The organism is Bacillus sp. V26 (assembly GCF_034296245.1).
In the GTDB taxonomy this organism is placed as follows: Bacteria; Bacillota; Bacilli; order Bacillales; family Bacillaceae; genus Bacillus; species Bacillus halotolerans.
Genome location: NZ_JAXKQF010000001.1, coordinates 155,204 through 181,504 on the forward strand (window position 1 = coordinate 155,204; position 26,301 = coordinate 181,504).

Sequence of the window (26,301 nt, forward strand, 5' to 3'; positions counted from 1 at the left end):
AAAAGGGAAAATGAAAACATCAAAAACAAAGTGACGAGGTGAAGGAAATGAAAGTAACGTATCACGGACATTCTGTAGTTGCAGTAGAAACGAATGACCACCATATTTTATTTGACCCGTTTTTGACAGGAAATTCGTTAACCGACTTGAAGCCGGAGGATGCAAAAGCGGACGCTATCTTATTGACTCACGGCCACAATGACCACGTGGGCGACACTGAGCAAATCGCAAAGCAAAATAACGCGCTGGTTGTGGCACCGAATGAGCTGGCTGTATATTTGGGATGGAAAGGGTTAAATGTTCACCCTATGCACATCGGCGGCTCCCATCAGTTTGATTTTGGAAAAGTGAAGCTTACACAGGCCTTTCATGGATCTGCCATCACTGACGAAGAAAATAAAACGATCACCTACACAGGCATGCCATCAGGTATTCTGCTGACTGTCGAAGGCAAAACGATCTTCCACGCCGGCGATACGGCTCTTTTCTCTGACATGAAGCTGATCGGGGAGCTGAACCATATTGATCTTGCATTCCTGCCGATCGGCGACAACTTTACGATGGGGCCTGAAGACGCCAAACTAGCTGCAGAATGGCTGCGAGCAAAACAAGTTGTACCGGTTCATTACAATACATTCCCGGTCATCGAGCAAGACCCGGAAGCATTTGCAGACAGCCTGCCGGGCGGAGTCGGAAAAGTCATGGCCGTCGGTGAAACGATTGAGCTTTAAACGCTGAAAGCATCTCCTGAAAATCAGGAGATGCTTTTTATTTTCCTGCCTCATTGCGAATCAATCATCCGAGCCCTTATAATAAAAGCAGAAGACTGTCCCTTAGAGGTGAAAGGTTTGGCAACTAAGCATGAACAAATTTTAACATATATTGATTCGCTGCCTGTCGGTGAAAAAATTTCTGTGCGGAGAATCGCAAAGGAAATGAAAGTAAGTGAAGGCACGGCGTACAGAGCGATCAAGGAAGCAGAGAATAAAGGCTTTGTCAGTACGATTGAACGTGTCGGAACAATCAGAATTGAACAAAAGAAAAAAGAAAATATCGAAAAGCTTACATATGCAGAGGTTGTAAACGTCATAGACGGACAAGTGCTCGGAGGCCGGGCCGGACTCCATAAGACATTAAATAAATTTGTCATAGGCGCAATGGAGCTGGATGCGATGATGAGGTATACCGCAGCCGGGAATCTTTTGATTGTCGGAAATCGAATCAATGCACACAGACAGGCGCTTGAGGCAGGCGCCGCTGTACTTGTAACGGGCGGATTTAATACAGATGACAGCATCGTGCAGCTGGCAGACGAGCTTGAGCTGCCGATTTTATCCACGAGCTATGACACCTTTACAGTCGCCGCTATGATTAACCGGGCGATTTATGACCAGCTGATCAAAAAAGAAATCGTTCTGGTGGAGGACATTTTAACGCCCGCTGACCGTACGATATATCTTTCACCTAAGGATAAACTTGAAAAATGGTATGAGAAAAATTTTGAAACGGGCCATGGGCGTTTCCCGGTTGTCGACGAACAAATGAAAATTCACGGGATCTTGACTTCGAAAGATATCGCAGGTCACGACCGGAATGCACCCATTGAAAAAGTCATGACAAAAAATCCGGTTACGGTTATTGGAAAAACGTCTGTCGCCTCAGCGGCGCAAATGATGGTGTGGGAAGGGATCGAAGTGCTGCCCGTCACTGACGGACACCAAAAGCTGATAGGCATGATCAGCCGCCAAGACGTGCTGAAAGCTCTTCAAATGATTCAAAAGCAGCCTCAAGTCGGGGAAAAGCTTGATGATATCGTCTCAAGAGGATTTAAAGATGAGGATGAGGATAAACAGGATCAAACGGTTTATCAGTATGAAGTAACACCGCAAATGACAAATCAGCTGGGGACGATTTCTTATGGCGTGTTTACGACCATTTTGACGCAAGCGGCCAATCGGTTTTTGCGCTCGAAAAAACGCGGCGAACTAGTGATAGAAAGCATCACCATTTTCTTTTTGAAGCCTGTGCAGATGGAGTCGGTCATCGAAGTCAAGCCGCGCATTTTAGAGGCTGGAAGAAAGTTCGGAAAAATGGAAGTTGAAGTGCACAGCCAAGGCCATATCGTATCTAAAGCAATGCTGATGGTTCAGCTGATGGAAAGAAGCTAAGGGACGTCTCAGGCGCCCCTTACGCGTGATCTCTTTCAGCTTCTTTGGCGTGAAGGGGGTTGTAATGGCTGTAGGCTTTATAACCTGCCCATGCGCTTCCGGCTCCGATGACGATAAAAATGCCGCCGATTACTAACGTTAATACTGAATGGAATAATATCATTTGATTGAGTCCGTAAAACAGCACCAGCGATCCTAAAGCCATGCTAGATTTTGCTGAAAAGATTTCTTTTTCCAAAGATTGCTTTGCCCGTACGCCTTTTACTTTATAGTACACATAAAAGCAGGCTGAAAGCCCAATCAAAAAAACAAGAACCAGCATAAATGAAATCCTCCATCATAAAAGTTTACAAACCCATTCTATACAAAAACGGGCTTGGTTTTGACGTTATTTTTCTTTTCCGTCGGCAGAGAATGTGATTTAATGAAAAAAAAACAATAAAGGAGTATCAAATGAAAACAGAATTGATCAGAACCATATCATTATATGACACGATTATCTTACATAGACATGTGCGCCCTGACCCGGATGCCTACGGATCTCAGTGCGGACTTACGGAAATCCTGCGTGAAACGTATCCTGAAAAAAATATTTTTGCGGTCGGCACACCAGAACCGTCCCTTTCTTTCTTATATACCCTCGATGAGGTGGACGATGAAACATATAAAGGCGCCCTTGTGATCGTCTGCGATACGGCAAATCAGGAAAGAATCGACGATCAGCGTTATTTATCAGGCGCCAAACTAATGAAAATCGACCACCATCCGAACGAAGATCCTTACGGCGATCTTCTGTGGGTCGATACGAATGCAAGCTCAGTGAGTGAAATGATATACGAGCTGTATTTAGAAGGAAAAGAGCACGGCTGGAAGCTGAATACAAAAGCCGCAAAGCTGATCTATGCCGGCATTGTCAGTGATACCGGACGCTTCTTATTTCCCAATACAACGGAAAAAACATTAAAATATGCAGGCGAGCTTATTAAGTATCCGTTCTCTTCTTCAGAGCTGTTTAATCAATTGTATGAAACAAAACTGAATGTGGTGAAGCTTAACGGCTATATCTATCAAAATGTGTCTTTGTCTGAAAATGGCTCTGCTTCTGTTTTCATCAAAAAGGATACTCTTGAAAGGTTCGGCACAACGGCTTCTGAAGCGTCGCAGCTTGTCGGGACGCTTGGAAATATCTCAGGTATTCGCGCATGGGTGTTTTTCATAGAAGAAGACGATCAAATCAGAGTCAGATTCCGTTCAAAGGGGCCTGTTATTAACGGACTCGCCCGGAAATATAACGGCGGAGGGCATCCTCTGGCTTCAGGCGCCTCCATTTACAGCTGGGATAAAGCGGAACAGATTTTAGCTGATCTGGAGACGTTATGTAAAGAACACAAGTAGAGGGGAGACCCTCTCTCTTAGTGTTCATCTGTGACGGGGATGAACCAGCAGCCGAACTCAGTAAGGTCCTCGTAGACTTGGAGATTGTGAGATTGAAGTTCTTTTTTGATGAGGGAAGCGAGTGAGTTTGTTTCGGCATAGGCAGAAAAACCTTGTCTGAGTCGGGCTGCTTGATCTTTTGCTAACTGACGGTCACTGTAAACCTCCATTTCCCTTCCTCCTCCTTTCGCTATTAAGCCTCATTTATAGTTTATAAAAAAGAATGGGAAAAAGCGACAGGAGTTTGAAAAATTTAAAAAAATTCCATATTTACGTCGCGAATGATATTTCGATTTCTACCGAAAGCCTTGTGTAAATAATTAATTCCTTGACGGCTGCCTCATATTTTTTTTCATTGATCGTATAGACTTTATTTTCAATTGTCCGTTTTAAAAGCTCCTTTGTTTTATAGACGCTTTCTATATCCTTTGTAATGACCTCTGAAATATCATCCTTTACATGCTCCTCGAATTTTGTTTTATCAGGCTGCGAAATTTTATATTTTTCTCCATTCAGCAATTTGACATCGACGCTTTGAATAAGCAGTTTTCTTTTATTGTCTTCATTTAGTTTGTGGAGGTCTTCCTGATAGATGGAAATTTGGTCGTTCAAGTCTTTGACGTGCTCTTTTTGTTTTTCGATGAGGGAAACCTGCTCCTCCTGGAATGTTCCGTATGTAAACAGGAAAAAAAACCAGCTGATCACGGCTCCGCACATCATACCTGCAAAAAAACGCTGCCATCCCGGTTTCTTGTAATGCTGCGGCACTCTCATGAAGAAATATGCTCCTGCGTCAGCCATGAAATAATAAGCCAGCCGCTTTGCGCCCCGCCCATGGCCGAGATAATGAGAAGAATCTGCTTGAATAAATCTCTCGTATTGCCTTCAAGAATACCCCGTTCAAAGCTGTATACCGCATCGAATGTACCGCCGATAGCGGCGACCAGCGCCCATATTTTTAATCTGTTCGCAAGCTTTGTAATGACCGTAAGCGGGGCTTCGCCTGCCAAATATGCTCCAAGGCCTCCAATGAGTGCGCCTCCAATCAGCACCCCTAATGCTATAAAATAACTGTTGATAAAATTTACCATAAAACCAGCTTCCTGATCCATCTTGATCACCTCACCTTTTATATCATATTGAGCATTCGGGACAAGTATGATGACGACTCGAAAAAGAACATTTGTTTCTTTTGAAAACCCGACTTATAATGAAGAAAGAAATGGATCGTAATGGAGAAAGAGGTGATAGCATGTCTTTTGTTCACCTGCAAGTGCATAGCGGGTACAGCCTGCTAAACAGCGCCGCGGCTGTGGAAGAGCTCGTCAGTGAAGCTGACAGGCTCGGATATGCGTCTTTGGCGCTGACAGATGATCATGTCATGTACGGAGCTATTCAATTTTATAAAGCATGCAAGGCGAGGGGGATCAACCCGATTATCGGCTTGACGGCTTCTGTTTTCACAGATGATGACGAGCTCGAAGCCTACCCGCTCGTCCTGCTGGCAAAATCAAATACAGGCTATCAAAATCTGCTGAAAATCAGCAGCGTCCTGCAATCGAAATCAAAAAACGGCCTGAAGCCAAAATGGCTTAACAGCTATCGCGAAGGCATTATTGCGATCACCCCCGGCGAGAAGGGCTATATTGAAATGCTGCTTGAAGGAGGGCTGTTTGACCAGGCCGCTCAAGCCGCACTTCATTTTCAGTCTATATTCGGAAAAGGTGCTTTTTATTTATCCTTTCAGCCGTTTAAAGAAAATAAATTCTTATCTGAGCAAATCCTCCGGCTGTCTGAAGAAACGGGAATTCCGGTCACGGCGACAGGCGATGTTCATTATATAAGGAAAGAAGATCAGGCTGCCTATCGCTGTTTGAAAGCGATAAAGTCAGGTGAAAAACTCACTGAGGCATCAAACGAAGAGATGCCGGATCTCGACTTGAAATCCATTGATGAAATGCGTGTTATATACCAAGAGCATCCTGAGGCATTGCAAGCATCTGTTGAGATTGCAGAACAATGCCGGGTTGACGTCAGTCTGGGACAGACCCGCCTGCCGTCATTTCCGACTCCAGACGGTACATCCGCGGATGATTATTTGACGGATGTTTGTATGACAGGGCTTCGCAGCCGCTTCGATACACCAGATGAACAGTATATTCGGCGTCTTCAATATGAACTTGATGTCATCAAGCGGATGAAGTTCAGCGATTATTTTCTGATCGTATGGGATTTTATGAAGCACGCCCATGAAAAAGGGATTGTGACAGGACCGGGAAGGGGTTCTGCGGCGGGATCGCTCGTAGCTTATGTCCTCTATATCACGGACGTTGATCCGATCAAGCATCACCTGCTGTTTGAGAGGTTTTTAAACCCGGAGCGAATCAGTATGCCGGATATTGATATCGACTTTCCGGATACGAGAAGGGACGAGGTCATTCAATACGTTCAGCAGAAATACGGCGCAATGCACGTCGCCCAGATTATTACCTTCGGGACGCTGGCGGCAAAAGCGGCGCTTCGGGACGTCGGAAGGGTATTCGGTGTAAGCCCGAAGGAAGCGGATCAGCTTGCGAAGCTCATTCCTTCAAGGCCGGGCATGACCTTGGATGATGCGAGAAAGCAATCGCCGGAGCTGAATAAGCGACTCAGTGAGTCAAGTCTGCTTCAGCAAGTGTTTACGATTGCCAGAAAAATAGAAGGTCTTCCGAGACATACGTCAACCCACGCGGCCGGCGTTGTCTTAAGTGAGGAACCGTTAACTGATGTTGTCCCGCTTCAGGAAGGACATGAAGGGATCTATTTAACGCAATACGCGATGGATCACCTCGAAGATCTGGGCCTTTTGAAAATGGATTTCTTGGGCTTGCGCAACCTGACACTCATCGAGTCCATCACTTCAATGATTGAAAAAGAAAAAAATATTAAAATAGATCTTTCGAGTATTTCTTATCAAGACGAAAAAACATTCTCCCTGCTGTCAAAAGGGGATACGACAGGGATTTTCCAGCTTGAATCCTCAGGAATGAGAAGCGTTTTGAAAAGGCTTAAGCCTTCAGGATTAGAAGATATTGTCGCGGTAAACGCACTGTACCGGCCCGGCCCGATGGAAAATATTCCGTTATTTATCGACCGTAAACACGGGCGCGTGCCGGTTCATTATCCCCATGAAGATTTAAGAGGGATATTGGAAGATACGTATGGCGTCATCGTTTATCAGGAGCAAATTATGGTGATTGCTTCGCGTATGGCAGGATTTTCTTTAGGCGAGGCGGACCTGCTCAGACGTGCAGTCAGCAAAAAAAAGAAAGACATTCTTGACCGAGAGCGAAGCCATTTTGTTGAAGGGTGCTTAAAAAAGGAGTATTCTGTAGACACTGCAAATGAAGTCTACGATTTAATCGTCAAATTCGCAAACTATGGCTTCAACAGAAGCCATGCGGTGGCATACAGCATGATCGGCTGCCAGCTTGCGTATTTGAAGGCTCATTATCCTTTATATTTTATGTGCGGATTGCTTACAAGCGTCATTGGCAATGAGGATAAAATAGCTCAATATCTTTACGAAGCGAAGGGGAGCGGGATTCGTATCCTTCCTCCGTCAGTGAACAAAAGCAGCTATCCGTTTACAGTTGAAGACGGAGCTGTCAGGTACAGCCTCCGTGCGATAAAAAGTGTAGGCGTCTCAGCAGTCAAAGATATATATAAAGCAAGAAAAGAGAAACCATTTGAAGATCTTTTCGATTTCTGCTTTCGCGTGCCGTCAAAAAGCGTAAATCGCAAAACGCTTGAAGCACTCATATTTTCTGGTGCAATGGACGAATTCAATCAAAACCGGGCTACGCTGCTCGCATCGATTGACGTTGCGTTAGAGCATGCTGAGCTATTCGCCGCGGACGATGACCAAATGGGATTGTTTTTAGAAGAATCGTTTTCCATTAAACCAAAGTACGTGGAAACCGAGGAGCTTCCGCTTGTGGATATTCTTGCATTTGAAAAAGAAACGCTCGGTATTTATTTTTCAAATCATCCGCTCTCTGCCTTTCGAAACCAGCTGACAGCGCGAGGAGCGGTACCCATTCAGCAGGCTCAGCAGGCTGTTAAAAAGCAGGTTTCACTCGGTGTCCTGCTGTCGAAAATCAAAACGATTCGGACAAAAACAGGTCAAAACATGGCGTTTTTAACGTTAAGTGATGAGACCGGCGAAATGGAAGCCGTTGTGTTCCCTGAACAATTCAGACAGCTTTCCCCGGTTTTAAGAGAGGGCGCTCTATTGTTCTCAGCAGGGAAATGTGAAATCAGGCAGGAAAAAGTCCAGTTTATTATGTCCAGAGCGGAATTGCTGGAAAATATGAATGCTGAAAAAGCGCCATCGGTTTATATGAAGATAGAAAGCAGTCAGCACAGTCAGGAGATCCTGACAAAGATCAAGCGCATTTTGCTGGAGCATAAGGGGGAAACCGGCGTTTATCTCTATTATGAAAGGCAAAAACAGACGATAAAGCTTCCTGAGGCGTTCCATATCGATGCGGATCACCAGGTGTTATACCGCTTAAAAGAGCTGTTAGGTCAAAAAAACGTCGTTTTAAAACAGTGGTAACCATTCGCTTTTTGTTATACAATTGGAGCAATTATGTTACTCTGTTTAAATATTCTGATAGATCAACTCCGCAGAATGCAGCAATCAATGCAGCAGCATACGAATCAAAAAATTCCATTAAGGAGTGTTTAGGAGAATGTCATTAAGAGAAGAAGCATTACATCTGCATAAAGTGAACCAGGGGAAGCTCGAATCCAAATCTAAAGTAGAGGTTAAAAATGCGAAAGATTTAAGCCTTGCTTATTCCCCGGGTGTAGCAGAACCATGTAAGGATATTCATGAAGACATTAACAAAGTATATGATTATACAATGAAGGGGAACATGGTAGCAGTTGTGACAGACGGTACAGCTGTGCTCGGCCTTGGAAATATCGGCCCTGAAGCCGCACTTCCTGTTATGGAAGGTAAAGCCGTTCTTTTCAAAAGCTTTGCCGGCGTAGACGCGTTCCCAATTGCTTTGGGCACAAATGATGTTGATAAAATCATCGAAACCGTTAAATTGCTTGAACCGACATTTGGCGGTGTCAACCTTGAAGATATCGCTGCGCCAAACTGCTTCATCATTGAAGAGCGTCTGAAAAAAGAAACGAACATCCCGGTTTTCCATGACGATCAGCACGGCACAGCAATTGTCACAGTAGCTGGCCTTGTAAACGCGCTGAAATTGTCTGGCAAATCCATGTCTTCAATCAAAGTTGTCGCCAACGGCGCCGGTGCTGCAGGTATTGCGATCATCAAGCTTCTTTACCATTTCGGCGTGCGCGACATCGTGATGTGCGATTCAAAAGGAGCCATTTATGAAGGGCGTCCGAACGGTATGAACGATGTTAAAAACGAGGTGGCGAAATTCACAAACCAAGACCGTAAAGACGGCTCTTTGGAAGATGTGATCGCTGGTGCTGATGTATTTATCGGTGTGTCTGTCGAAGGTGCGCTAACAAAAGAAATGGTACAAAGCATGGCAAAAGATCCGATCATTTTCGCAATGGCAAACCCGAATCCGGAAATTATGCCGGAAGATGCGCGTGAAGCTGGAGCAAGCGTTATCGGAACAGGCCGCTCAGATTTCCCGAACCAAGTAAACAATGTGCTTGCTTTCCCGGGAATTTTCCGCGGAGCGCTTGACGTGCGCGCCACTCACATTAACGAAGAAATGAAGATTGCAGCGGTTGAAGCCATTGCTTCACTAGTATCAGACGATGAGCTTAGCCCAGAGTACGTCATCCCTGCACCGTTTGATAAACGTGTTGCGCCAGCTGTGGCTAAGGCTGTGGCGAAAGCGGCGATGGAAACAGGAGTGGCAAGAATTACTGTAGATCCTGAAGAAGTTGCAGAAAAAACCAGAAAACTTACGATTATTGGCGAATAATTTTAATTCATTCCAAAAATGGCAGCGCGTTGGCGGAGACCGGCGCGCTGTTCTCAAGTTAAACTTGCGGCTGAAATTTTTTTGGGGTCAGGACTTAAAAAAATTTCAGCCGAGTTTAACATGATTTTTGAATACGTTACCAACCTTACTGGTTCAACGATTTATCAGGTTTATCATGAGTCTGTCCGCACGCGTCTGCGGATAAAAAGTTGTCGAATTGAGGATGACAGCGTTTGACAAAAAAAGTACAATAGTTTCGGTAAAGTTATTAGCAAGTCTATCTGTCTGGATGGCATGCGGTGAAGAGAACCCTTCACAAAAGGGAGGTAATCATTTGTTAAAGGATATATTCACTAAAAAGAAAAAGTATGCTTCCGTACCGTCAGATCAAGCGAAGCACGATGTTCCGGAAGGCATTATGACAAAATGTCCTAAGTGTAAAAAAATCATGCTCACTAAAGAGTTGGATAAAAATATGCGGGTATGCATGAACTGCGATTATCATTTCCCAATGAATGCAAAACAGCGTATCGAAAGCTTGATGGATGAACAGTCCTTTGAGGAATTCAATCAGGGGATGTTATCGGAAAACCCACTCGGTTTCCCGGGATATCTGGAAAAGCTTGAAAAAGATCGCGAGAAAACATCCTTAAACGAGGCTGTTGTCACAGGCAAGGGCACCATCGGGGGATTTCCTGCTGTTGTCGCGGTAATGGATTCTTCATTCCGTATGGGCAGCATGGGCTCTGTCGTCGGCGAAAAAATCACGCTTGCGATTGAAAAAGCAAAAGCGGATAAAGTTCCGTTTATTATTTTTACTGCTTCCGGCGGTGCAAGGATGCAGGAAGGCATATTAAGCCTTATGCAAATGGCAAAGACAAGCTCTGCCTTAAAATTATTCAGTGAGGAACAGGGTCTCATTATCTCAGTCATGACGCATCCGACTACCGGCGGGGTATCGGCAAGCTTTGCTTCTCTTGGCGATTATAATTTTGCGGAGCCCGGCGCGCTGATCGGTTTTGCCGGAAGAAGGATTATCGAACAGACAATAGGCGAAAAACTGCCGGAGGATTTCCAAACGGCGGAATTCTTATTAAAACATGGACAGCTTGATGCGGTTATTCACCGCGACGACATGAAAAAAACGTTAGAGAATCTGCTGGATATGCATCAAACAGGAGGTGACATTGAGTGGCTGCAAGATTAGAATTTGAAAAACCGGTGATTGAACTGCAAACCAAAATCGCCGAATTGAAAAAATTCACCCAGGATTCGGAAATGGATCTGAGTGCAGAAATCGAACGGCTTGAAGACCGTCTGGCTAAGCTTCAGGATGATATTTATAAAAATCTGAAGCCTTGGGACCGTGTTCAAATCGCACGTCTGCCGGACCGTCCGACAACACTTGATTATATTCATTACCTGTTTACAGACTTTTTTGAATGTCACGGAGACAGAGCGTACGGAGACGATGAAGCCATTGTAGGCGGTATTGCCAAGTTTCACGGCCTGCCTGTGACAGTTATCGGTCATCAGCGCGGAAAAGACACGAAGGAAAACCTGGTCCGCAACTTTGGAATGCCTCATCCTGAGGGCTATCGTAAAGCGCTTCGTCTGATGAAACAGGCTGATAAATTTAACAGACCGATTATCTGTTTTATTGATACGAAGGGGGCATACCCTGGACGAGCAGCTGAAGAAAGAGGACAAAGCGAAGCAATCGCCAAAAACCTGTTTGAAATGGCCGGCCTTAGAGTGCCTGTTGTTTGTATCGTCATCGGCGAAGGCGGAAGCGGCGGAGCTCTAGGTTTAGGTGTGGGCAACCACTTGCATATGCTGGAAAACTCTACTTATTCTGTTATTTCTCCTGAAGGTGCTGCGGCACTCTTATGGAAGGACTCCAGTCTTGCCAAAAAAGCGGCGGAAACAATGAAAATCACTGCGCCTGACTTAAAAGAATTAGGTATTATAGATCATATGATAAAAGAAGTAAAAGGCGGAGCGCACCACGATATTAAGCTGCAGGCAAGCTACATGGATGAAACCCTTAAACAATCGTTAAAGACTTTGCTGAAGCTGAATGAAGAAGAATTAATTCAGCAGCGCTATGAAAAATACAAAGCAATTGGGAAAGTATCGATTGAAGATCAATATATCGGGGTAAACTAAATAAACGTGAAGCCTTTGGCTCACGTTTATTTTTTGTGACATTCCTTAAATTTTATTTAAAAACAATTTATTTAATTGTATAATAGGTAAGGTTTCATAGGGAGGATGGAGATCCCTTTTCATTGTTTTTAGGGCAATGATCATGTTATGTTTTAATCATATATGTTTGCTGAGGTGAATGGAGAATGAAACGTATAGGGGTATTGACGAGCGGCGGGGATTCCCCGGGAATGAATGCAGCAGTTCGCGCAGTTGTCAGAAAAGCGATTTATCATGACGTTGAAGTTTACGGCATTTATAACGGATACTCAGGATTGATCAGCGGAAAGATTGAAAAGCTAGAGCTCGGTTCTGTAGGTGATATTATTCATCGCGGAGGAACAAAGCTTTATACAGCAAGATGTCCTGAATTCAAAACGGTTGAAGGCCGTGAAAAAGGGATCGAAAACTTGAAGAAGCTGGGTATCGAAGGGCTTGTCGTTATCGGCGGAGACGGCTCATATATGGGTGCGAAGAAATTAACGGAGCACGGGTTTCCGTGTGTAGGTGTACCGGGTACAATTGATAATGACATTCCGGGTACTGATTTTACAATCGGTTTCGACACAGCTTTAAATACAGTAATTGACGCAATTGATAAGATTCGCGATACAGCGACTTCTCATGAACGTACATATGTGATCGAAGTGATGGGCCGCCACGCCGGCGATATTGCATTATGGGCCGGACTTGCAGGCGGTGCGGAATCAATCTTGATCCCTGAGGCTGATTACGACATGCACGAAATCATTGCCCGGCTAAAACGCGGTCATGAGCGCGGGAAGAAACACAGTATTATTATCGTTGCCGAAGGGGTAGGCAGCGGTGTTGAATTCGGGAAACGCATTGAAGAAGAAACAAATCTTGAAACTAGGGTATCTGTATTAGGCCATATCCAGCGCGGCGGTTCCCCAAGTGCTGCTGACCGTGTTCTGGCAAGCCGACTTGGCGCGTATGCGGTTGAACTGCTGCTTGAAGGAAAAGGCGGACGCTGTGTAGGTATACAAAACAATAAGCTTGTAGACCATGATATTATAGAAATACTGGATCAAAAACACACAGTTGAGCAAAACATGTATCAGCTTTCAAAAGAACTGTCTATTTAAGAATGCAGCAGAAGGCTGAAGATTTCAGAAGGAAGTGAACGAATTGAGAAAAACAAAAATTGTTTGTACCATCGGTCCGGCAAGTGAAAGTATTGAAATGCTTACGAAATTAATGGAGTCAGGAATGAATGTGGCTCGTTTGAATTTTTCTCACGGAGATTTTGAGGAGCACGGAGCACGTATTAAAAATATCCGCGAAGCGAGCAAAAAGCTCGGCAAAAACGTCGGAATCCTGCTTGATACAAAAGGCCCTGAAATCCGTACACATACAATGGAAAACGGTGCTATTGAGCTTGAAACAGGCAAAGAGCTTATCGTTTCAATGGACGAGGTAGTTGGAACAACTGATAAGATTTCAGTAACGTATGAAGGTTTAGTAGAGGACGTTGAAAAAGGCTCAACGATTCTTTTAGATGACGGGCTTATCGGTCTTGAAGTACTTGAAGTGAATGCCGCTAAACGCGAAATCAAAACAAAAGTACTAAACAACGGAACACTGAAAAACAAAAAAGGCGTTAACGTGCCGGGTGTCAGCGTCAACCTTCCCGGTATTACTGAGAAAGACGCGAGAGATATCGTTTTCGGTATTGAGCAAGGAGTGGATTTCATCGCTGCGTCTTTTGTACGCCGTTCTACTGACGTGCTTGAAATCCGTGAACTTCTTGAGGAGCATAATGCTCAGGATATTCAAATTATCCCTAAAATTGAAAACCAAGAGGGCGTAGACAACATCGATTCTATTCTCGAAGTGTCTGACGGCTTAATGGTTGCGCGCGGAGACTTAGGTGTGGAAATCCCGGCTGAAGAAGTGCCGCTCGTGCAAAAAGATCTGATTAAAAAATGCAACGCACTGGGCAAACCGGTTATTACAGCGACACAAATGCTTGACAGCATGCAGCGCAACCCGCGTCCGACTCGTGCGGAAGCGAGTGACGTCGCAAACGCAATTTTCGACGGCACAGATGCGATCATGCTTTCTGGTGAAACAGCTGCCGGAAACTACCCGGTTGAAGCGGTTCAAACGATGCACAACATCGCATCCCGTTCTGAAGAGGCGCTGAATTACAAAGAGATTCTTTCAAAGCGCAGAGACCAGGTAGGCATGACGATTACTGATGCAATCGGCCAATCTGTTGCACATACAGCCATTAACTTGAATGCTACTGCGATTGTAACGCCAACTGAAAGCGGCCATACAGCGCGTATGATTGCAAAATACCGCCCGCAGGCACCGATTGTCGCTGTGACTGTAAATGATTCTGTTTCCAGAAAACTCGCTCTTGTATCCGGCGTTTTCGCAGAAAGCGGTCAAAATGCAAGCTCAACTGATGAGATGCTGGAAGACGCTGTGCAAAAATCATTACACAGCGGAATTGTAAAAAATGGTGACCTGATCGTCATTACAGCAGGTACTGTCGGTGAGTCAGGAACAACGAACTTGATGAAAGTTTATACTGTCGGCGATATCATCGCTAAAGGCCAAGGTATCGGCCGCAAATCAGCTTACGGTCCGGTTGTCATTGCGCAAAACGCGAAAGAAGCCGAACAAAAAATGACTGACGGCGCTGTTTTGGTTACAACTAGCACTGACCGTGACATGATCGCGTCTCTTGAAAAAGCGTCTGCCCTTATTACAGAAGAAGGCGGCTTGACAAGCCATGCTGCAGTAGTCGGATTAAGCCTCGGCATTCCGGTTATTGTTGGTTTGGAAAATGCGACATCGATTTTGACAGAAGGCCAGGATATTACGGTTGACGCTTCTAGAGGGGCAGTCTACCAAGGCCGTGCAAGTGTACTTTAATCACATCTGAAAATGGGAAGGGAGCGTATTCCCTTCCTTTTCTCTATTTGTCACTATTTTTGAACGAAGGCGTTTTACACATGTGGGGGGCTGGAGATGAGGTTTTTATTTTTGCTTTTTATTGTGTTTCCGGCAATTGAAATCGGCATATTTCTATTTTTGGGCAAGCTGATCGGTATTCTTCCGACGGTTCTTTTGATGATTCTGACCGGGATCATTGGGGCAGCAGCTGCCAAAAAACAAGGAACTGAAGTTTACTTCAAGGTTCAGCGTGACCTTCAATACGGCAAGATGCCTGGTGAAACGATTGCTGACGGCCTGTGCATCTTTATTGGCGGCCTTTTGCTGATGCTTCCAGGCTTTTTATCAGATCTGGCCGGCGCATGCCTGCTTATCCCGTTCACCCGCAGCTGGTGTAAGCCGATCCTGTTCAAATGGCTGAGAGGCATGTCGAAGAACAAGCGGATCATTATAAAATAAAAACGGCAGCCTGCATCATGGGCTGCTGTTTTATTTTTGCTGGACAGTGATGTAGGACCATATTTCCTTTAAGGCACCAGTTGTGATAAAAGCCTGGATGACGACGAGAACGGCAGGACCGGCAATCAGTCCTAAAAATCCGAACAATTTAAAGCCGGCAAAGAGGGCAATGAGTGTTGCCAGCGGATCGATTCCGATTGATTTGCTTAATATTTTCGGCTCTGTCAGCTGCCGCTGAACGAGTACGACAAGGTACAGCACACCAATTCCAATTGCTTGAGGAAGCTGGCCTGTAATCGATAAATACAAAATCCACGGCACGAAGACGGATCCTGCTCCTAAATAAGGGAGAAGGTCGACTAGCCCGATTAAAAAAGCAATCGTTGCTGCATGCTCAACCTTTAAGAGAGAAAGACCGATGAATACAATGACCATCGTAAGGAATACAAGAACAGCCTGCGCTTTAATGAAACCGGTCATTGCTTTTTTCAGCTCGCTGCTGATCGCCTTTCCGTTTGCTGTTATTCGATCCGGCAGCACTGAAACGAGCATCGCTTTCAGCTTGTGCCAGTCCTTTGTCATGAAAAATGTAGCAAGAAGTGAAAATATCAAAACAGCCGCGGTATTCGGAAGCAGCGCGAAAAACTTCGGGATCATTTCAAGAATGTGAGACAGCAGCAGTCCTGCGTTTTTGGCAGCGGAATCTCCAAGTGTCTGAATGTGAGTGACGATGGAAGCCTGCTGGTTGGTCTCCAATTCATGAAATAAAACGGTCAGTTCGTGATAGAGCGGCTGGATATGAGTGGTAAACAGTTTTTCACAATAAGAGATAAATGTGCTGATATGCGGGGGAAGGGTTTTTGCAAGATATGCAGTCCCTGTTACGATTTCTGCTACCACAATGGTCAGCACACCGAACGCCGCGAGCAGAAAAAAGGCAAGCACGCCGATGACATTTAAAGTTCGCGGGAATCCCGTCACCTTGTCCAAGTAGTCTACAACAGGGTGAATCGCTGTTGAAAGAATAAGGGCAATGAGGAACGGATATGTTAACGGAAACGAATAATAAACAGCGGCTGCTGATCCGGCTGTAAGCGACACGACAAAGAGGGTTCGGAAAAAAATAGTGATATAGGATTGATTCACAAAAACGATCCTCCTCTCATCAGCATGTCCTATTGTTATGTTTATTCACGGTACGGCTGTATATGAATACATTCATCTTAAAGGAGGGATGACGCGTGTTTACACAAGCGAATTTATTTTTAATATTACTCTTGGCTATTGCACTTATCGCAAAAAATCAATCGCTGCTTTTTGCTGTATCAGTCCTTTTGATCATTAAAATCGTGGGACTTGACCAAAAATTTTTTCCGACTATCCAGTCAAAAGGCATCAACTGGGGCGTGACCGTCATCACAATTGCTGTTCTTGTTCCAATCGCCACAGGCGAGATTGGATTTAAACAGCTTGGTGAGGCAATGCGTTCTTCTTACGCATGGATTGCATTGGGGGCGGGAATCGCCGTTGCGCTGATTGCCAAAAATGGCCTGACCCTGCTGGAAAACGATCCTCACATCACCACTGCTCTTGTCATCGGTACCATTCTCGCCGTCGCGCTTTTCGGCGGAGTCGCAGTGGGTCCGCTGATCGGAGCAGGGATAGCTTATATCGCGATGCAGCTCGTAAAACTGTTCACTTCATAAAAAAAGCGGCTTGCTGCCGCTTTTTTTTAATGCCAAAAACCCGCAAATAAAGGCGTTTTTTCGGGAAAATCATAGAATGAAAAAAAAAATTATAGGTAAACATTTAACAAATGTCTGATTATTGTTTATAATAGGAATAGGCACAAACTTAAAAAAGCTTATAAGAATTTGTTATGTTCTTTCATAAGCAAAGGGTTTCAGCACCAGCAGGCAGTAAAATGTAAGCATTTTCTTTTGGGGGGAGAAATACTTACAACGTGCTTTTTAAGTTAGCCTCATGTTTTTACAACACTCTTAAAGGGGAAATTTATTGAAAAGGAGATGTTATATATGACAGCGACACGCGGTCTTGAAGGGGTTGTAGCAACAACATCATCTGTTAGTTCGATTATTGATGATACCCTTACATATGTGGGGTATGATATCGATGATTTGACAGAGAATGCGAGCTTTGAAGAAATCATTTACTTGCTTTGGCACTTAAGGCTGCCAAACAAAAAAGAGCTTGATGAGTTAAAACAGCAGTTAGCAAAAGAAGCTGCCGTTCCGCAAGAAATTATTGAGCACTTCAAATCTTATTCCCTCGAAAATGTTCATCCCATGGCTGCTCTTCGGACAGCGATTTCTTTACTAGGCCTGCTTGACAGCGAGGCTGATACCATGAACCCGGAAGCCAACTACAGAAAGGCGATCCGCCTTCAGGCAAAGGTGCCTGGTCTGGTTGCAGCATTTTCCAGAATCCGCAAGGGTCTTGAACCCGTTGAGCCAAGAGAAGACTACGGCATTGCCGAGAATTTTCTCTACACATTAAATGGAGAAGAGCCTTCACCGATTGAGGTTGAAGCCTTCAACAAAGCACTGATCTTACATGCTGATCACGAGCTGAACGCGTCAACGTTTACAGCGAGGGTCTGTGTGGCAACACTTTCGGATATCTACTCAGGAATTACTGCAGCGATCGGCGCACTGAAGGGCCCGCTTCACGGCGGTGCAAACGAAGGCGTCATGAAAATGCTGACAGAGATCGGCGAAGTGGAGAATGTCGAGCCTTTCGTTCGCGCCAAGATGGAAAAGAAAGAAAAAATAATGGGATTCGGCCATCGCGTTTATAAGCATGGCGATCCGCGCGCCAAACATTTAAAAGAAATGAGCAAACGTCTGACTAACCTGACCGGCGAAAGCAAATGGTATGACATGTCGATTCGCATCGAAGAAATCGTGACATCAGAAAAAAAGCTTCCGCCTAACGTTGATTTCTATTCCGCTTCTGTTTATCACAGCCTCGGAATAGACCATGACCTGTTCACACCGATTTTTGCTGTAAGCAGAATGTCAGGCTGGCTCGCTCATATCCTTGAGCAGTATGACAATAACCGCCTGATCCGCCCGCGTGCAGATTACACAGGCCCTGACAAACAAACTTTTGTTCCGATTGAAGAAAGAGCCTAAAGAACCATGGGAGGCTGGCTTATGTTAATGAAGTTAGCCTCTTGTTCAGAACATCAAAGATGGTTTACACTTTAGAATGTTAAGAAAAATCATTTTGTTTTCTATATAAGAAAAATAAAATGTTTTCTAAATATGAATTACATACTGGGAGGTTTTTATTGTGGCACAAGGTGAAAAAATTACAGTCTCTAATGGAGTATTAAACGTACCAAACAACCCGATTATCCCGTTTATTGAAGGAGACGGAACCGGTCCTGATATTTGGAATGCGGCTTCAAAAGTTTTGGAAGCCGCAGTAGAAAAAGCATATAAAGGTGAAAAGAAAATTACTTGGAAAGAAGTTTATGCCGGAGAAAAGGCTTATAATAAAACAGGTGAGTGGCTTCCTGCTGAAACATTAGATGTTATCCGCGAATATTTCATCGCGATTAAAGGCCCGTTAACGACACCTGTCGGCGGTGGTATCCGTTCTTTGAACGTAGCGCTCAGACAAGAGCTTGACCTATTCGTTTGCTTGAGACCGGTAAGATATTTTACTGGAGTGCCGTCACCGGTAAAACGTCCTGAGGATACTGACATGGTCATCTTCCGTGAAAATACAGAAGATATTTACGCAGGCATCGAGTACGCAAAAGGCTCTGAAGAAGTGCAAAAGCTCATCAGCTTCCTGCAAAATGAATTGAATGTTAACAAAATCCGTTTCCCTGAAACATCAGGTATCGGCATTAAGCCTGTTTCTGAAGAAGGAACAAGCCGTCTGGTCAGAGCGGCAATTGAATATGCGATTGAGCACGGCCGCAAGTCTGTAACGCTTGTACACAAAGGAAACATCATGAAGTTCACGGAAGGCGCCTTCAAAAACTGGGGCTATGAGCTTGCAGAGAGAGAATACGGCGAAAAAGTCTTCACATGGGCTGAATATGACCGTATTGCTGAAAAAGACGGAAAAGACGCCGCTAATAAAGCGCAAAGCGAAGCAGAAGCAGCAGGCAAAATCATTATCAAAGACAGCATTGCTGATATTTTCCTTCAGCAGATTCTGACACGTCCAAGCGAATTTGATGTTGTTGCAACAATGAACCTTAACGGAGACTATATTTCTGACGCTCTTGCGGCGCAAGTAGGCGGAATCGGTATTGCTCCAGGAGCGAACATCAACTACGAAACAGGACATGCGATTTTCGAGGCAACACACGGAACGGCTCCTAAATACGCCGGACTTGATAAAGTAAACCCATCTTCAGTTATTCTTTCAGGTGTGCTGCTGCTTGAGCATTTAGGATGGAATGAAGCGGCTGATTTAATCATTAAATCTATGGAAAAAACAATCGCTTCTAAAGTCGTAACTTACGATTTTGCCAGATTAATGGACGGCGCGACTGAAGTTAAATGTTCAGAGTTCGGAGAAGAACTGATTAAAAACATGGACTAAGCAAGGAAACAGCCTAAAATTAGCCATAAAGGAGAAGAGAGACATGGGAAATACTCGTAAAAAAGTTTCTGTTATCGGAGCAGGTTTTACCGGAGCGACAACAGCTTTCTTAACCGCTCAAAAAGAGCTGGCGGACGTTGTTCTCGTTGATATCCCTCAATTGGAGAACCCGACGAAAGGAAAAGCCCTTGATATGCTGGAAGCCAGCCCGGTTCAAGGCTTTGACGCGAAAATTACGGGTACATCTAATTATGAGGATACGGCGGGTTCTGACATTGTTGTCATTACAGCCGGTATTGCAAGAAAACCTGGTATGAGCAGGGATGATCTAGTCTCTACAAACGAAAAAATTATGAGAAGCGTCACACAAGAAATCGTGAAATATTCTCCTGACTCTATCATTGTGGTTTTGACAAACCCTGTTGATGCAATGACATACGCAGTATACAAAGAGTCTGGCTTCCCGAAAGAGCGCGTGATCGGCCAATCAGGTGTGCTTGATACGGCAAGATTCAGAACGTTTGTGGCGGAGGAATTAAACTTGTCAGTGAAAGATGTGACTGGTTTTGTTCTCGGCGGACACGGTGACGATATGGTGCCGCTTGTACGTTATTCTTATGCTGGCGGTATCCCGCTTGAAACCCTCATTCCAAAAGACCGGATTGACGCAATTGTGGAGCGCACAAGAAAAGGCGGCGGCGAGATCGTGAATCTCTTAGGAAACGGAAGCGCGTATTATGCGCCTGCGGCTTCACTGACAGAAATGATCGAAGCAATCTTAAAAGATCAGCGCCGCGTCCTTCCTACAATTGCTTATCTTGAAGGAGAATACGGCTATGAAGGCATCTACCTTGGTGTTCCTACAATTGTCGGCGGAAACGGGCTTGAACAAATCATTGAGCTTGAATTGACAGAATACGAGAAAGAACAGCTGAATAAATCAGTTGAATCTGTCAAAAATGTGATGAAAGTATTATCCTAAAATAAAAAGAGAAAGGCTGGTTTAATCGAAGCCTTTCTCTTTTTATTACAAAATGAAAGCGCTTCCTCCTATTCCTCAGCTGCCTCTTGTTAAAATGATGTAAAAGGCGAATTGTCGGAATGTCCGGCTTTCGTTAAAATAAAATCATGAAACATGGTAAGATGACATAAAATAGAGAAATAGGATGTCGGGGAATTAAGATACTGGAGGCACAGCATGAACAAGAAAATTTTAGTTGTGGATGATGAAGAATCTATCGTTACACTTTTGCAGTACAATTTGGAGCGATCAGGCTATGAGGTTATTACTGCTTCGGATGGAGAAGAAGCACTCAAAAGGGCGGAAACAGAAAATCCTGATTTAATTGTGCTTGATGTGATGCTTCCAAAGCTGGATGGAATTGAAGTATGCAAGCAGCTGAGACAGCAAAAACTCATGTTTCCTATTTTGATGCTGACAGCGAAGGATGAAGAATTTGACAAAGTATTAGGGCTTGAGCTTGGTGCTGATGATTATATGACCAAGCCGTTCAGCCCTCGAGAAGTCAATGCAAGAGTAAAAGCTATTTTAAGGCGTTCTGAAATGGCTGCGCCCTCTAATGATATGAAAAACGAGGAAACAGAAGGACAAATTGTTATCGGCGATTTGAAGATTCTGCCCGATCATTATGAAGCTTATTTTAAAGAAAATCAGCTTGAGCTGACACCGAAAGAATTTGAGCTGCTTTTGTATTTAGGCAGACATAAAGGCAGAGTGCTGACGAGAGATTTGCTTTTAAGTGCTGTCTGGAACTACGATTTTGCCGGAGATACGAGAATTGTTGATGTGCATATCAGTCATCTTCGAGACAAAATTGAAACGAATACAAAAAAACCGATCTATATTAAAACCATTAGGGGATTGGGGTATAAATTGGAGGAGCCAAAAATGAATGATTAAATATCGTGTGCGCCTTTTTTCTGTGCTCGTTGTCTGTATGATTGTGGTGTTTAGTGTACTCGGGCTGTTTTTACAGCAGCTCTTTGAATCTTCTGATCAAAAAAAATCGGAGGAACACATTGAAAAGGAAGCCAAATACATGGCTTCGCTGCTTGATGCCGGCAATCTGAATGACCAGGCAAATGAGAAAGTCATTAAAGATGCAGGCAGTGCGCTTGATGTAGAAGCGTCCGTGATCGATACAGAAGGAAAGGTGCTGTACGGGTCTGACGGCAGCGCGGAGGATTCTTCACAGATTCAGGCGCTTGTCTCCGGTCATGAGGGAGTTCTCGCGAAAGAGGAGAACATGCTTTATTATGGGCTTTCGCTTAGGAGCAAAGGCGAAAAAACGGGGTATGTGCTGCTTACTTCCCGTGAAGAAAGCTCGGGTCTGAATGGCGAGATGTGGGGCATGCTGACAGCCAGTCTTTGTACCGCTTTTATTATTATTGTTTTCTTTTATTCTAATATGACCTCTCGCTACAAAAGATCTATTGAAGCAGCCACAAACATGGCAACAGAGCTGTCCAAGGGGAATTACGATGCCCGTACATACGGCGGTTATATCAGGCGTTCTGACAAGCTTGGCCGGGCCATGAACAGCCTTGCCGTTGATCTGATGGAAATGACGAGGACGCAGGAAATGCAGCGCGACCGCCTGCTGACTGTCATTGAAAACATCGGCTCCGGGCTGATTATGATTGATGGAAGAGGTTTTATCAATCTCGTCAACAGGTCTTACGCGAAGCAGTTTCATGTCAATCCGAATCAGATGCTGCGCCGTCTTTATCATGATGCATTTGAACATGAAGAAGTGATCCAGCTTGTCGAAGAGATTTTTATGACTGAGACGAAGAAATGCAAGCTATTAAGGCTTCCGATCAAAATTGAAAGGCGTTATTTTGAAGTGGACGGCGTTCCTATTATGGGGCCGGATGATGAATGGAAAGGGATCGTGCTCGTTTTTCATGACATGACGGAAACGAAAAAATTAGAGCAGATGAGAAAAGATTTTGTGGCCAATGTTTCCCACGAGCTGAAAACGCCGATTACATCGATCAAAGGGTTTACGGAAACACTATTAGACGGGGCAATGGAGGACAAAGAGGCGCTTTCAGAATTTCTCTCGATTATTTTAAAGGAAAGCAAAAGGCTTCAGTCATTGGTGCAGGATTTGCTTGATCTTTCTAAGATTGAGCAGCAAAACTTTACGCTCAGCATCGAAACGTTCGATGCAGCGAAAATGCTGGCTGATATTGAAACGCTACTTAAGCATAAAGCGACGGAGAGAGGTATCTCTTTACAGCTGAACGTTCCGAAAGACCCTCTCTATGTAGCGGGCGACCCGTACCGGCTGAAACAGGTGTTTTTAAATCTCGTAAACAATGCATTAACCTATACACCGGAGAAGGGTTCGGTAGCTATCAATGTCAAACCGGGAGAAACAGAAATTCAAATCGAAGTTTCCGATACCGGGATTGGCATCCAGAAAGAAGAAATTCCCCGCATCTTTGAACGGTTTTACCGCGTTGATAAAGACAGAAGCAGAAACTCAGGCGGGACCGGTCTCGGTCTTGCGATTGTAAAGCATTTAATAGAGGCTCATGAAGGCAAAATCGATGTGACAAGCGAGCCGGGCAGAGGCACTATGTTTACAGTGACGCTGAAGCGGGCTGCTGAAAAGCCTGTTTAATGTTTACAAAGCTTTAACAATATCTTTATGCACTGTTAAACCTATGCTGGTAGGATGTAGTAGAACCCCTTCATCCAAGGAGCCAATTTTGACGGCGGGAACCTTTTTGTGTTCCCGTCCTTTTTTGTGTGTTCTCATCGGTTCGCGTATTTTCCTTTCAAATTGAACTTTGTTAAAATAAGAGAAGCTAAAGACTATTATTATGAGATGAATGGAAGCTGCTGCTTCTTAGGAGGATATTGAATGACGGAACGAAAAAAATTAGTGCTTGTAGACGGAAACAGTCTGGCTTACCGGGCGTTTTTCGCATTGCCGCTGTTAAGCAATGATAAAGGAATTCATACAAATGCGGTTTACGGTTTTGCGATGATTTTGATGAAAATGCTTGAGGATGAAAAGCCGACGCATATGCTGGTTGCGTTTGATGCCGGGAAAACGACGTTTCGTCACGGCACATTTAAAGAGTATAAAGGCGGAAGACAGAAAACCCCGCCTGAGCTTTCAGAACAAATGCCGTTTATCCGCGAACTGCTTGATGCCTATCAAATCAGCCGTTACGAACTGGAACAATACGAAGCTGACGACATTATCGGCACACTCGCCAAATCGGCTGAAAAAGACGGCTTTGAGGTAAAGGTTTTCTCGGGCGATAAGGATTTAACACAGCTGGCAACAGACCAGACGACGGTTGCCATTACGAGAAAAGGAATTACCGATGTTGAGTTTTACACACCAGAGCACGTCCAGGAGAAATACGGACTCACGCCTGACCAAATTATTGATATGAAGGGTTTAATGGGGGATTCTTCTGACAACATCCCGGGTGTGCCTGGTGTCGGGGAAAAAACCGCGATTAAGCTGTTAAAGCAATTCCATTCTGTTGAAAAGCTGCTCGAATCAATTGATGAGGTAAGCGGAAAAAAACTCAAGGAAAAGCTGGAAGAATTTAAGGATCAGGCCTTGATGAGCAAGGAATTGGCGACGATTATGACCGATGCGCCGATTGAGGTATCCGTTTCGGGTCTGGAATATCAAGGCTTTAATCGTGAACAGGTCATTGCCATCTTTAAGGACCTTGGGTTCAATACGCTTCTTGAACGGCTCGGGGAAGACGGTGTAGAGGCGGAGCAGGATCAGTCGTTAGAAGAAATTGATGTCAAAACAGTCACCGACGTGACTAGCGATATATTGGTTTCTCCATCTGCATTTGTCGTTGAACAGATTGGCGATAATTATCATGAAGTGCCGATTCTCGGTTTTTCGATAGTGAACGAAACGGGAGCCTACTTTATTCCAAAAGACGCTGCTGTCGAGTCTGATGTGTTTAAAGAATGGGTGGAAAATGACGATCAGAAAAAATGGGTCTTTGACAGCAAGCGGGCTGTCGTGGCTTTGCGCTGGCAGGGCATTGAGCTGAAAGGTGCGGAGTTTGATACGCTTCTTGCCGCTTATATCATAAATCCGGGCAATTCGTATGACGACGTTGCCAGTGTGGCTAAGGATTACGGCTTGCACATCGCTTCAAGCGATGAATCAGTTTACGGCAAGGGAGCAAAACGCGCAGTGCCGGCAGAGGGCGAACTGTCTGAGCATCTCGTCAGAAAGGCTTTAGCTATTCAAAGCCTCCGGGAAAAGCTCGTTCAGGAGCTGGAGAACAACGATCAGCTTGAATTGTTTGAGGAGCTGGAAATGCCGCTGTCGCTTATTCTCGGAGAAATGGAATCAACAGGCGTTAAGGTTGATGTTGACCGCTTAAAACGAATGGGAGAAGAACTGAGCGCCAAGCTGAAGGAATATGAAGAAAAAATTCATGATATTGCAGGAGAGCCGTTTAATATCAATTCTCCTAAACAGCTCGGCGTCATCCTGTTTGAAAAGATCGGCCTGCCAGTTGTGAAGAAAACGAAAACAGGCTATTCAACGTCTGCTGATGTGCTTGAAAAGCTGGCTGACAAACATGATATTGTTGACTATATTTTGCAGTACAGACAAATCGGCAAGCTGCAATCGACATACATCGAAGGGCTTTTAAAGGTGACAAGAAAAGATACACACAAGGTGCATACGCGCTTTAACCAAGCCTTAACGCAAACAGGGCGCCTCAGCTCGACCGATCCGAACCTGCAAAACATACCGATCAGGCTTGAGGAAGGGCGCAAGATCCGCCAGGCCTTTGTTCCGTCTGAAAAAGACTGGCTCATTTTTGCGGCTGATTACTCGCAAATCGAGCTGCGGGTGCTTGCCCACATTTCAAAGGATGAAAATTTGATCGAAGCCTTTACAAACGACATGGATATTCATACAAAAACAGCAATGGATGTGTTCCATGTCGCTGAGGATGAAGTGACATCGGCGATGAGACGCCAGGCGAAAGCGGTCAACTTCGGGATTGTATACGGCATCAGTGATTACGGTCTATCACAGAATCTCGGCATTACGAGGAAAGAAGCTGGGGCATTCATCGACCGATATTTGGAAAGCTTCCAGGGCGTCAAAGCGTATATGGAGGACTCGGTGCAGGACGCGAAGCAAAAAGGCTACGTAACCACGCTGCTGCATCGCCGCCGCTACATCCCTGAACTGACGAGCCGAAACTTTAATATCCGCAGCTTTGCGGAGCGGACGGCAATGAATACGCCGATTCAAGGAAGTGCCGCGGATATTATTAAAAAAGCCATGATTGATATGGCAGCCAAGCTGAAAGAAAAGCAGCTGAAGACAAGATTGCTGCTTCAAGTGCACGATGAATTGATTTTTGAAGCGCCGAAGGAAGAAATTGAAATACTTGAAAAGCTTGTTCCAGAAGTGATGGAGCATGCGCTTGCATTAGATGTGCCGTTAAAGGTGGACTTTGCTTCAGGCCCATCCTGGTACGATGCGAAATAAACAGAGATA

22 protein-coding genes are annotated in these 26,301 nt (G+C 44.7%); 17 read left to right on the forward strand and 5 right to left on the reverse strand.

The window, feature by feature from the left end; translation table 11 throughout:
- Positions 1-47: 47 nt before the first annotated feature.
- Together UJ203_RS00865 and UJ203_RS00870 are read left to right on the forward strand one after the other, a co-directional pair.
- The gene (locus tag UJ203_RS00865; RefSeq protein WP_105953403.1) at positions 48-731 is read left to right on the forward strand and encodes a metal-dependent hydrolase; all 684 of its coding nucleotides are present in this window, start codon (positions 48-50) and stop codon (positions 729-731) included.
- 117 nt (positions 732-848) lie between these two features.
- Positions 849-2,168, forward strand: coding sequence for a CBS domain-containing protein (locus tag UJ203_RS00870; protein ID WP_044153858.1), 1,320 nt, complete (start codon positions 849-851; stop codon positions 2,166-2,168).
- 19 nt (positions 2,169-2,187) lie between these two features.
- Here the strand turns inward: UJ203_RS00870 and UJ203_RS00875 are convergent, their stop codons facing one another.
- A complete protein-coding gene (locus UJ203_RS00875; RefSeq protein ID WP_024122467.1) occupies positions 2,188-2,490 on the reverse strand; it encodes a YtpI family protein in 303 nt (100 codons plus the stop codon).
- Between the two features lie 131 nt (positions 2,491-2,621).
- On the opposite strand from UJ203_RS00875, the gene nrnA reads away from it, so the two are divergent.
- The gene (gene nrnA, locus UJ203_RS00880) at positions 2,622-3,563 is read left to right on the forward strand and encodes a bifunctional oligoribonuclease/PAP phosphatase NrnA (protein ID WP_322008414.1); all 942 of its coding nucleotides are present in this window, start codon (positions 2,622-2,624) and stop codon (positions 3,561-3,563) included.
- Between the two features lie 17 nt (positions 3,564-3,580).
- Here nrnA and UJ203_RS00885 read toward each other — a convergent pair whose 3' ends face one another.
- The 3 genes from UJ203_RS00885 to ytrH all read right to left on the reverse strand — a co-directional run bounded on the left by UJ203_RS00885 (position 3,581) and on the right by ytrH (position 4,714).
- Complete coding sequence (locus UJ203_RS00885; RefSeq protein ID WP_010335284.1) at positions 3,581-3,772, reverse strand: hypothetical protein; 192 nt, start codon at positions 3,770-3,772, stop codon at positions 3,581-3,583.
- Between the two features lie 100 nt (positions 3,773-3,872).
- The gene (gene ytrI / locus UJ203_RS00890) at positions 3,873-4,376 is read right to left on the reverse strand and encodes a sporulation membrane protein YtrI (RefSeq protein ID WP_024122465.1); all 504 of its coding nucleotides are present in this window, start codon (positions 4,374-4,376) and stop codon (positions 3,873-3,875) included.
- Positions 4,373-4,714 (reverse strand): sporulation membrane protein YtrH, encoded by a 342-nt coding sequence (gene ytrH, locus UJ203_RS00895; protein ID WP_024122464.1) that lies wholly within the window; start codon positions 4,712-4,714, stop codon positions 4,373-4,375. Before ytrH ends, ytrI begins: the two co-directional genes overlap by 4 nt.
- 140 nt (positions 4,715-4,854) lie before the next feature.
- On the opposite strand from ytrH, the gene dnaE reads away from it, so the two are divergent.
- The 7 genes from dnaE (at position 4,855) to UJ203_RS00930 (ending at position 15,166) form a co-directional block, all read left to right on the forward strand.
- Positions 4,855-8,202 carry a DNA polymerase III subunit alpha gene (gene dnaE / locus UJ203_RS00900; protein WP_322008415.1) on the forward strand — a complete coding sequence of 1,116 codons (3,348 nt, stop codon included), beginning with the start codon at positions 4,855-4,857 and terminating at the stop codon, positions 8,200-8,202.
- Between the two features lie 136 nt (positions 8,203-8,338).
- Positions 8,339-9,571 (forward strand): NADP-dependent malic enzyme, encoded by a 1,233-nt coding sequence (maeB, locus tag UJ203_RS00905; protein WP_095714225.1) that lies wholly within the window; start codon positions 8,339-8,341, stop codon positions 9,569-9,571.
- A gap of 334 nt (positions 9,572-9,905) precedes the next feature.
- Complete coding sequence (gene accD / locus UJ203_RS00910) at positions 9,906-10,778, forward strand: acetyl-CoA carboxylase, carboxyltransferase subunit beta (RefSeq protein WP_044153863.1); 873 nt, start codon at positions 9,906-9,908, stop codon at positions 10,776-10,778.
- Positions 10,763-11,740, forward strand: coding sequence for an acetyl-CoA carboxylase carboxyl transferase subunit alpha (gene accA, locus UJ203_RS00915; RefSeq protein WP_024122460.1), 978 nt, complete (start codon positions 10,763-10,765; stop codon positions 11,738-11,740). The genes accD and accA overlap by 16 nt, the downstream gene beginning before the upstream one ends.
- A gap of 185 nt (positions 11,741-11,925) precedes the next feature.
- Positions 11,926-12,885, forward strand: a complete 960-nt coding sequence (gene pfkA, locus UJ203_RS00920) for a 6-phosphofructokinase (protein ID WP_024122459.1) — start codon at positions 11,926-11,928, stop codon at positions 12,883-12,885.
- 43 nt (positions 12,886-12,928) lie between these two features.
- Positions 12,929-14,686: a pyruvate kinase gene (gene pyk, locus UJ203_RS00925; RefSeq protein WP_105953418.1), complete on the forward strand. Its 1,758-nt coding sequence runs from the start codon at positions 12,929-12,931 to the stop codon at positions 14,684-14,686.
- A 96-nt stretch (positions 14,687-14,782) separates the two neighbouring features.
- Positions 14,783-15,166: an FxsA family protein gene (locus UJ203_RS00930; RefSeq protein WP_322008417.1), complete on the forward strand. Its 384-nt coding sequence runs from the start codon at positions 14,783-14,785 to the stop codon at positions 15,164-15,166.
- 30 nt (positions 15,167-15,196) lie between these two features.
- Here UJ203_RS00930 and ytvI read toward each other — a convergent pair whose 3' ends face one another.
- Positions 15,197-16,312 carry a sporulation integral membrane protein YtvI gene (ytvI, locus tag UJ203_RS00935; RefSeq protein WP_105953419.1) on the reverse strand — a complete coding sequence of 372 codons (1,116 nt, stop codon included), beginning with the start codon at positions 16,310-16,312 and terminating at the stop codon, positions 15,197-15,199.
- Positions 16,313-16,407: 95 nt separating this feature from the next.
- Between ytvI and UJ203_RS00940 the strand changes: the two genes are divergently transcribed.
- The 7 genes from UJ203_RS00940 to polA all read left to right on the forward strand — a co-directional run bounded on the left by UJ203_RS00940 (position 16,408) and on the right by polA (position 26,292).
- On the forward strand, positions 16,408-16,872 hold the full coding sequence (locus UJ203_RS00940) for a DUF441 domain-containing protein (RefSeq protein WP_010335274.1): 465 nt from the start codon (positions 16,408-16,410) through the stop codon (positions 16,870-16,872).
- A 330-nt stretch (positions 16,873-17,202) separates the two neighbouring features.
- A complete protein-coding gene (citZ, locus tag UJ203_RS00945) occupies positions 17,203-18,321 on the forward strand; it encodes a citrate synthase (protein ID WP_010335272.1) in 1,119 nt (372 codons plus the stop codon).
- 160 nt (positions 18,322-18,481) lie between these two features.
- Positions 18,482-19,753, forward strand: coding sequence for an NADP-dependent isocitrate dehydrogenase (gene icd, locus UJ203_RS00950; RefSeq protein ID WP_024122455.1), 1,272 nt, complete (start codon positions 18,482-18,484; stop codon positions 19,751-19,753).
- Positions 19,754-19,796: 43 nt separating this feature from the next.
- Entirely contained in the window at positions 19,797-20,735 is a 939-nt protein-coding gene (gene mdh, locus UJ203_RS00955; protein WP_322008418.1) for a malate dehydrogenase, read from the forward strand.
- A gap of 216 nt (positions 20,736-20,951) precedes the next feature.
- Positions 20,952-21,674 carry a two-component system response regulator PhoP gene (phoP, locus tag UJ203_RS00960; RefSeq protein WP_010335269.1) on the forward strand — a complete coding sequence of 241 codons (723 nt, stop codon included), beginning with the start codon at positions 20,952-20,954 and terminating at the stop codon, positions 21,672-21,674.
- Positions 21,667-23,406: a two-component system histidine kinase PnpS gene (pnpS, locus tag UJ203_RS00965; RefSeq protein WP_305934578.1), complete on the forward strand. Its 1,740-nt coding sequence runs from the start codon at positions 21,667-21,669 to the stop codon at positions 23,404-23,406. The genes phoP and pnpS overlap by 8 nt, the downstream gene beginning before the upstream one ends.
- Before the next feature lie 243 nt (positions 23,407-23,649).
- Positions 23,650-26,292 (forward strand): DNA polymerase I, encoded by a 2,643-nt coding sequence (polA, locus tag UJ203_RS00970; protein ID WP_322008419.1) that lies wholly within the window; start codon positions 23,650-23,652, stop codon positions 26,290-26,292.
- Positions 26,293-26,301 lie beyond the last annotated feature (9 nt).

Bases quoted from the DNA above. Each gene is read 5' to 3' on its own strand.
- UJ203_RS00865 (WP_105953403.1), top strand. From the start codon at position 48: ATGAAAGTAACGTATCACGGACATTCTGTAGTTGCAGTAGAAACGAAT.
- UJ203_RS00875 (WP_024122467.1), bottom strand. From the start codon at position 2,490: ATGCTGGTTCTTGTTTTTTTGATTGGGCTTTCAGCCTGCTTTTATGTG.
- nrnA (WP_322008414.1), top strand. From the start codon at position 2,622: ATGAAAACAGAATTGATCAGAACCATATCATTATATGACACGATTATC.
- UJ203_RS00885 (WP_010335284.1), bottom strand. From the start codon at position 3,772: ATGGAGGTTTACAGTGACCGTCAGTTAGCAAAAGATCAAGCAGCCCGA.
- ytrI (WP_024122465.1), bottom strand. From the start codon at position 4,376: ATGAGAGTGCCGCAGCATTACAAGAAACCGGGATGGCAGCGTTTTTTT.
- ytrH (WP_024122464.1), bottom strand. From the start codon at position 4,714: ATGGATCAGGAAGCTGGTTTTATGGTAAATTTTATCAACAGTTATTTT.
- dnaE (WP_322008415.1), top strand. From the start codon at position 4,855: ATGTCTTTTGTTCACCTGCAAGTGCATAGCGGGTACAGCCTGCTAAAC.
- maeB (WP_095714225.1), top strand. From the start codon at position 8,339: ATGTCATTAAGAGAAGAAGCATTACATCTGCATAAAGTGAACCAGGGG.
- pfkA (WP_024122459.1), top strand. From the start codon at position 11,926: ATGAAACGTATAGGGGTATTGACGAGCGGCGGGGATTCCCCGGGAATG.
- UJ203_RS00930 (WP_322008417.1), top strand. From the start codon at position 14,783: ATGAGGTTTTTATTTTTGCTTTTTATTGTGTTTCCGGCAATTGAAATC.
- citZ (WP_010335272.1), top strand. From the start codon at position 17,203: ATGACAGCGACACGCGGTCTTGAAGGGGTTGTAGCAACAACATCATCT.
- mdh (WP_322008418.1), top strand. From the start codon at position 19,797: ATGGGAAATACTCGTAAAAAAGTTTCTGTTATCGGAGCAGGTTTTACC.
- phoP (WP_010335269.1), top strand. From the start codon at position 20,952: ATGAACAAGAAAATTTTAGTTGTGGATGATGAAGAATCTATCGTTACA.
- pnpS (WP_305934578.1), top strand. From the start codon at position 21,667: ATGATTAAATATCGTGTGCGCCTTTTTTCTGTGCTCGTTGTCTGTATG.
- polA (WP_322008419.1), top strand. From the start codon at position 23,650: ATGACGGAACGAAAAAAATTAGTGCTTGTAGACGGAAACAGTCTGGCT.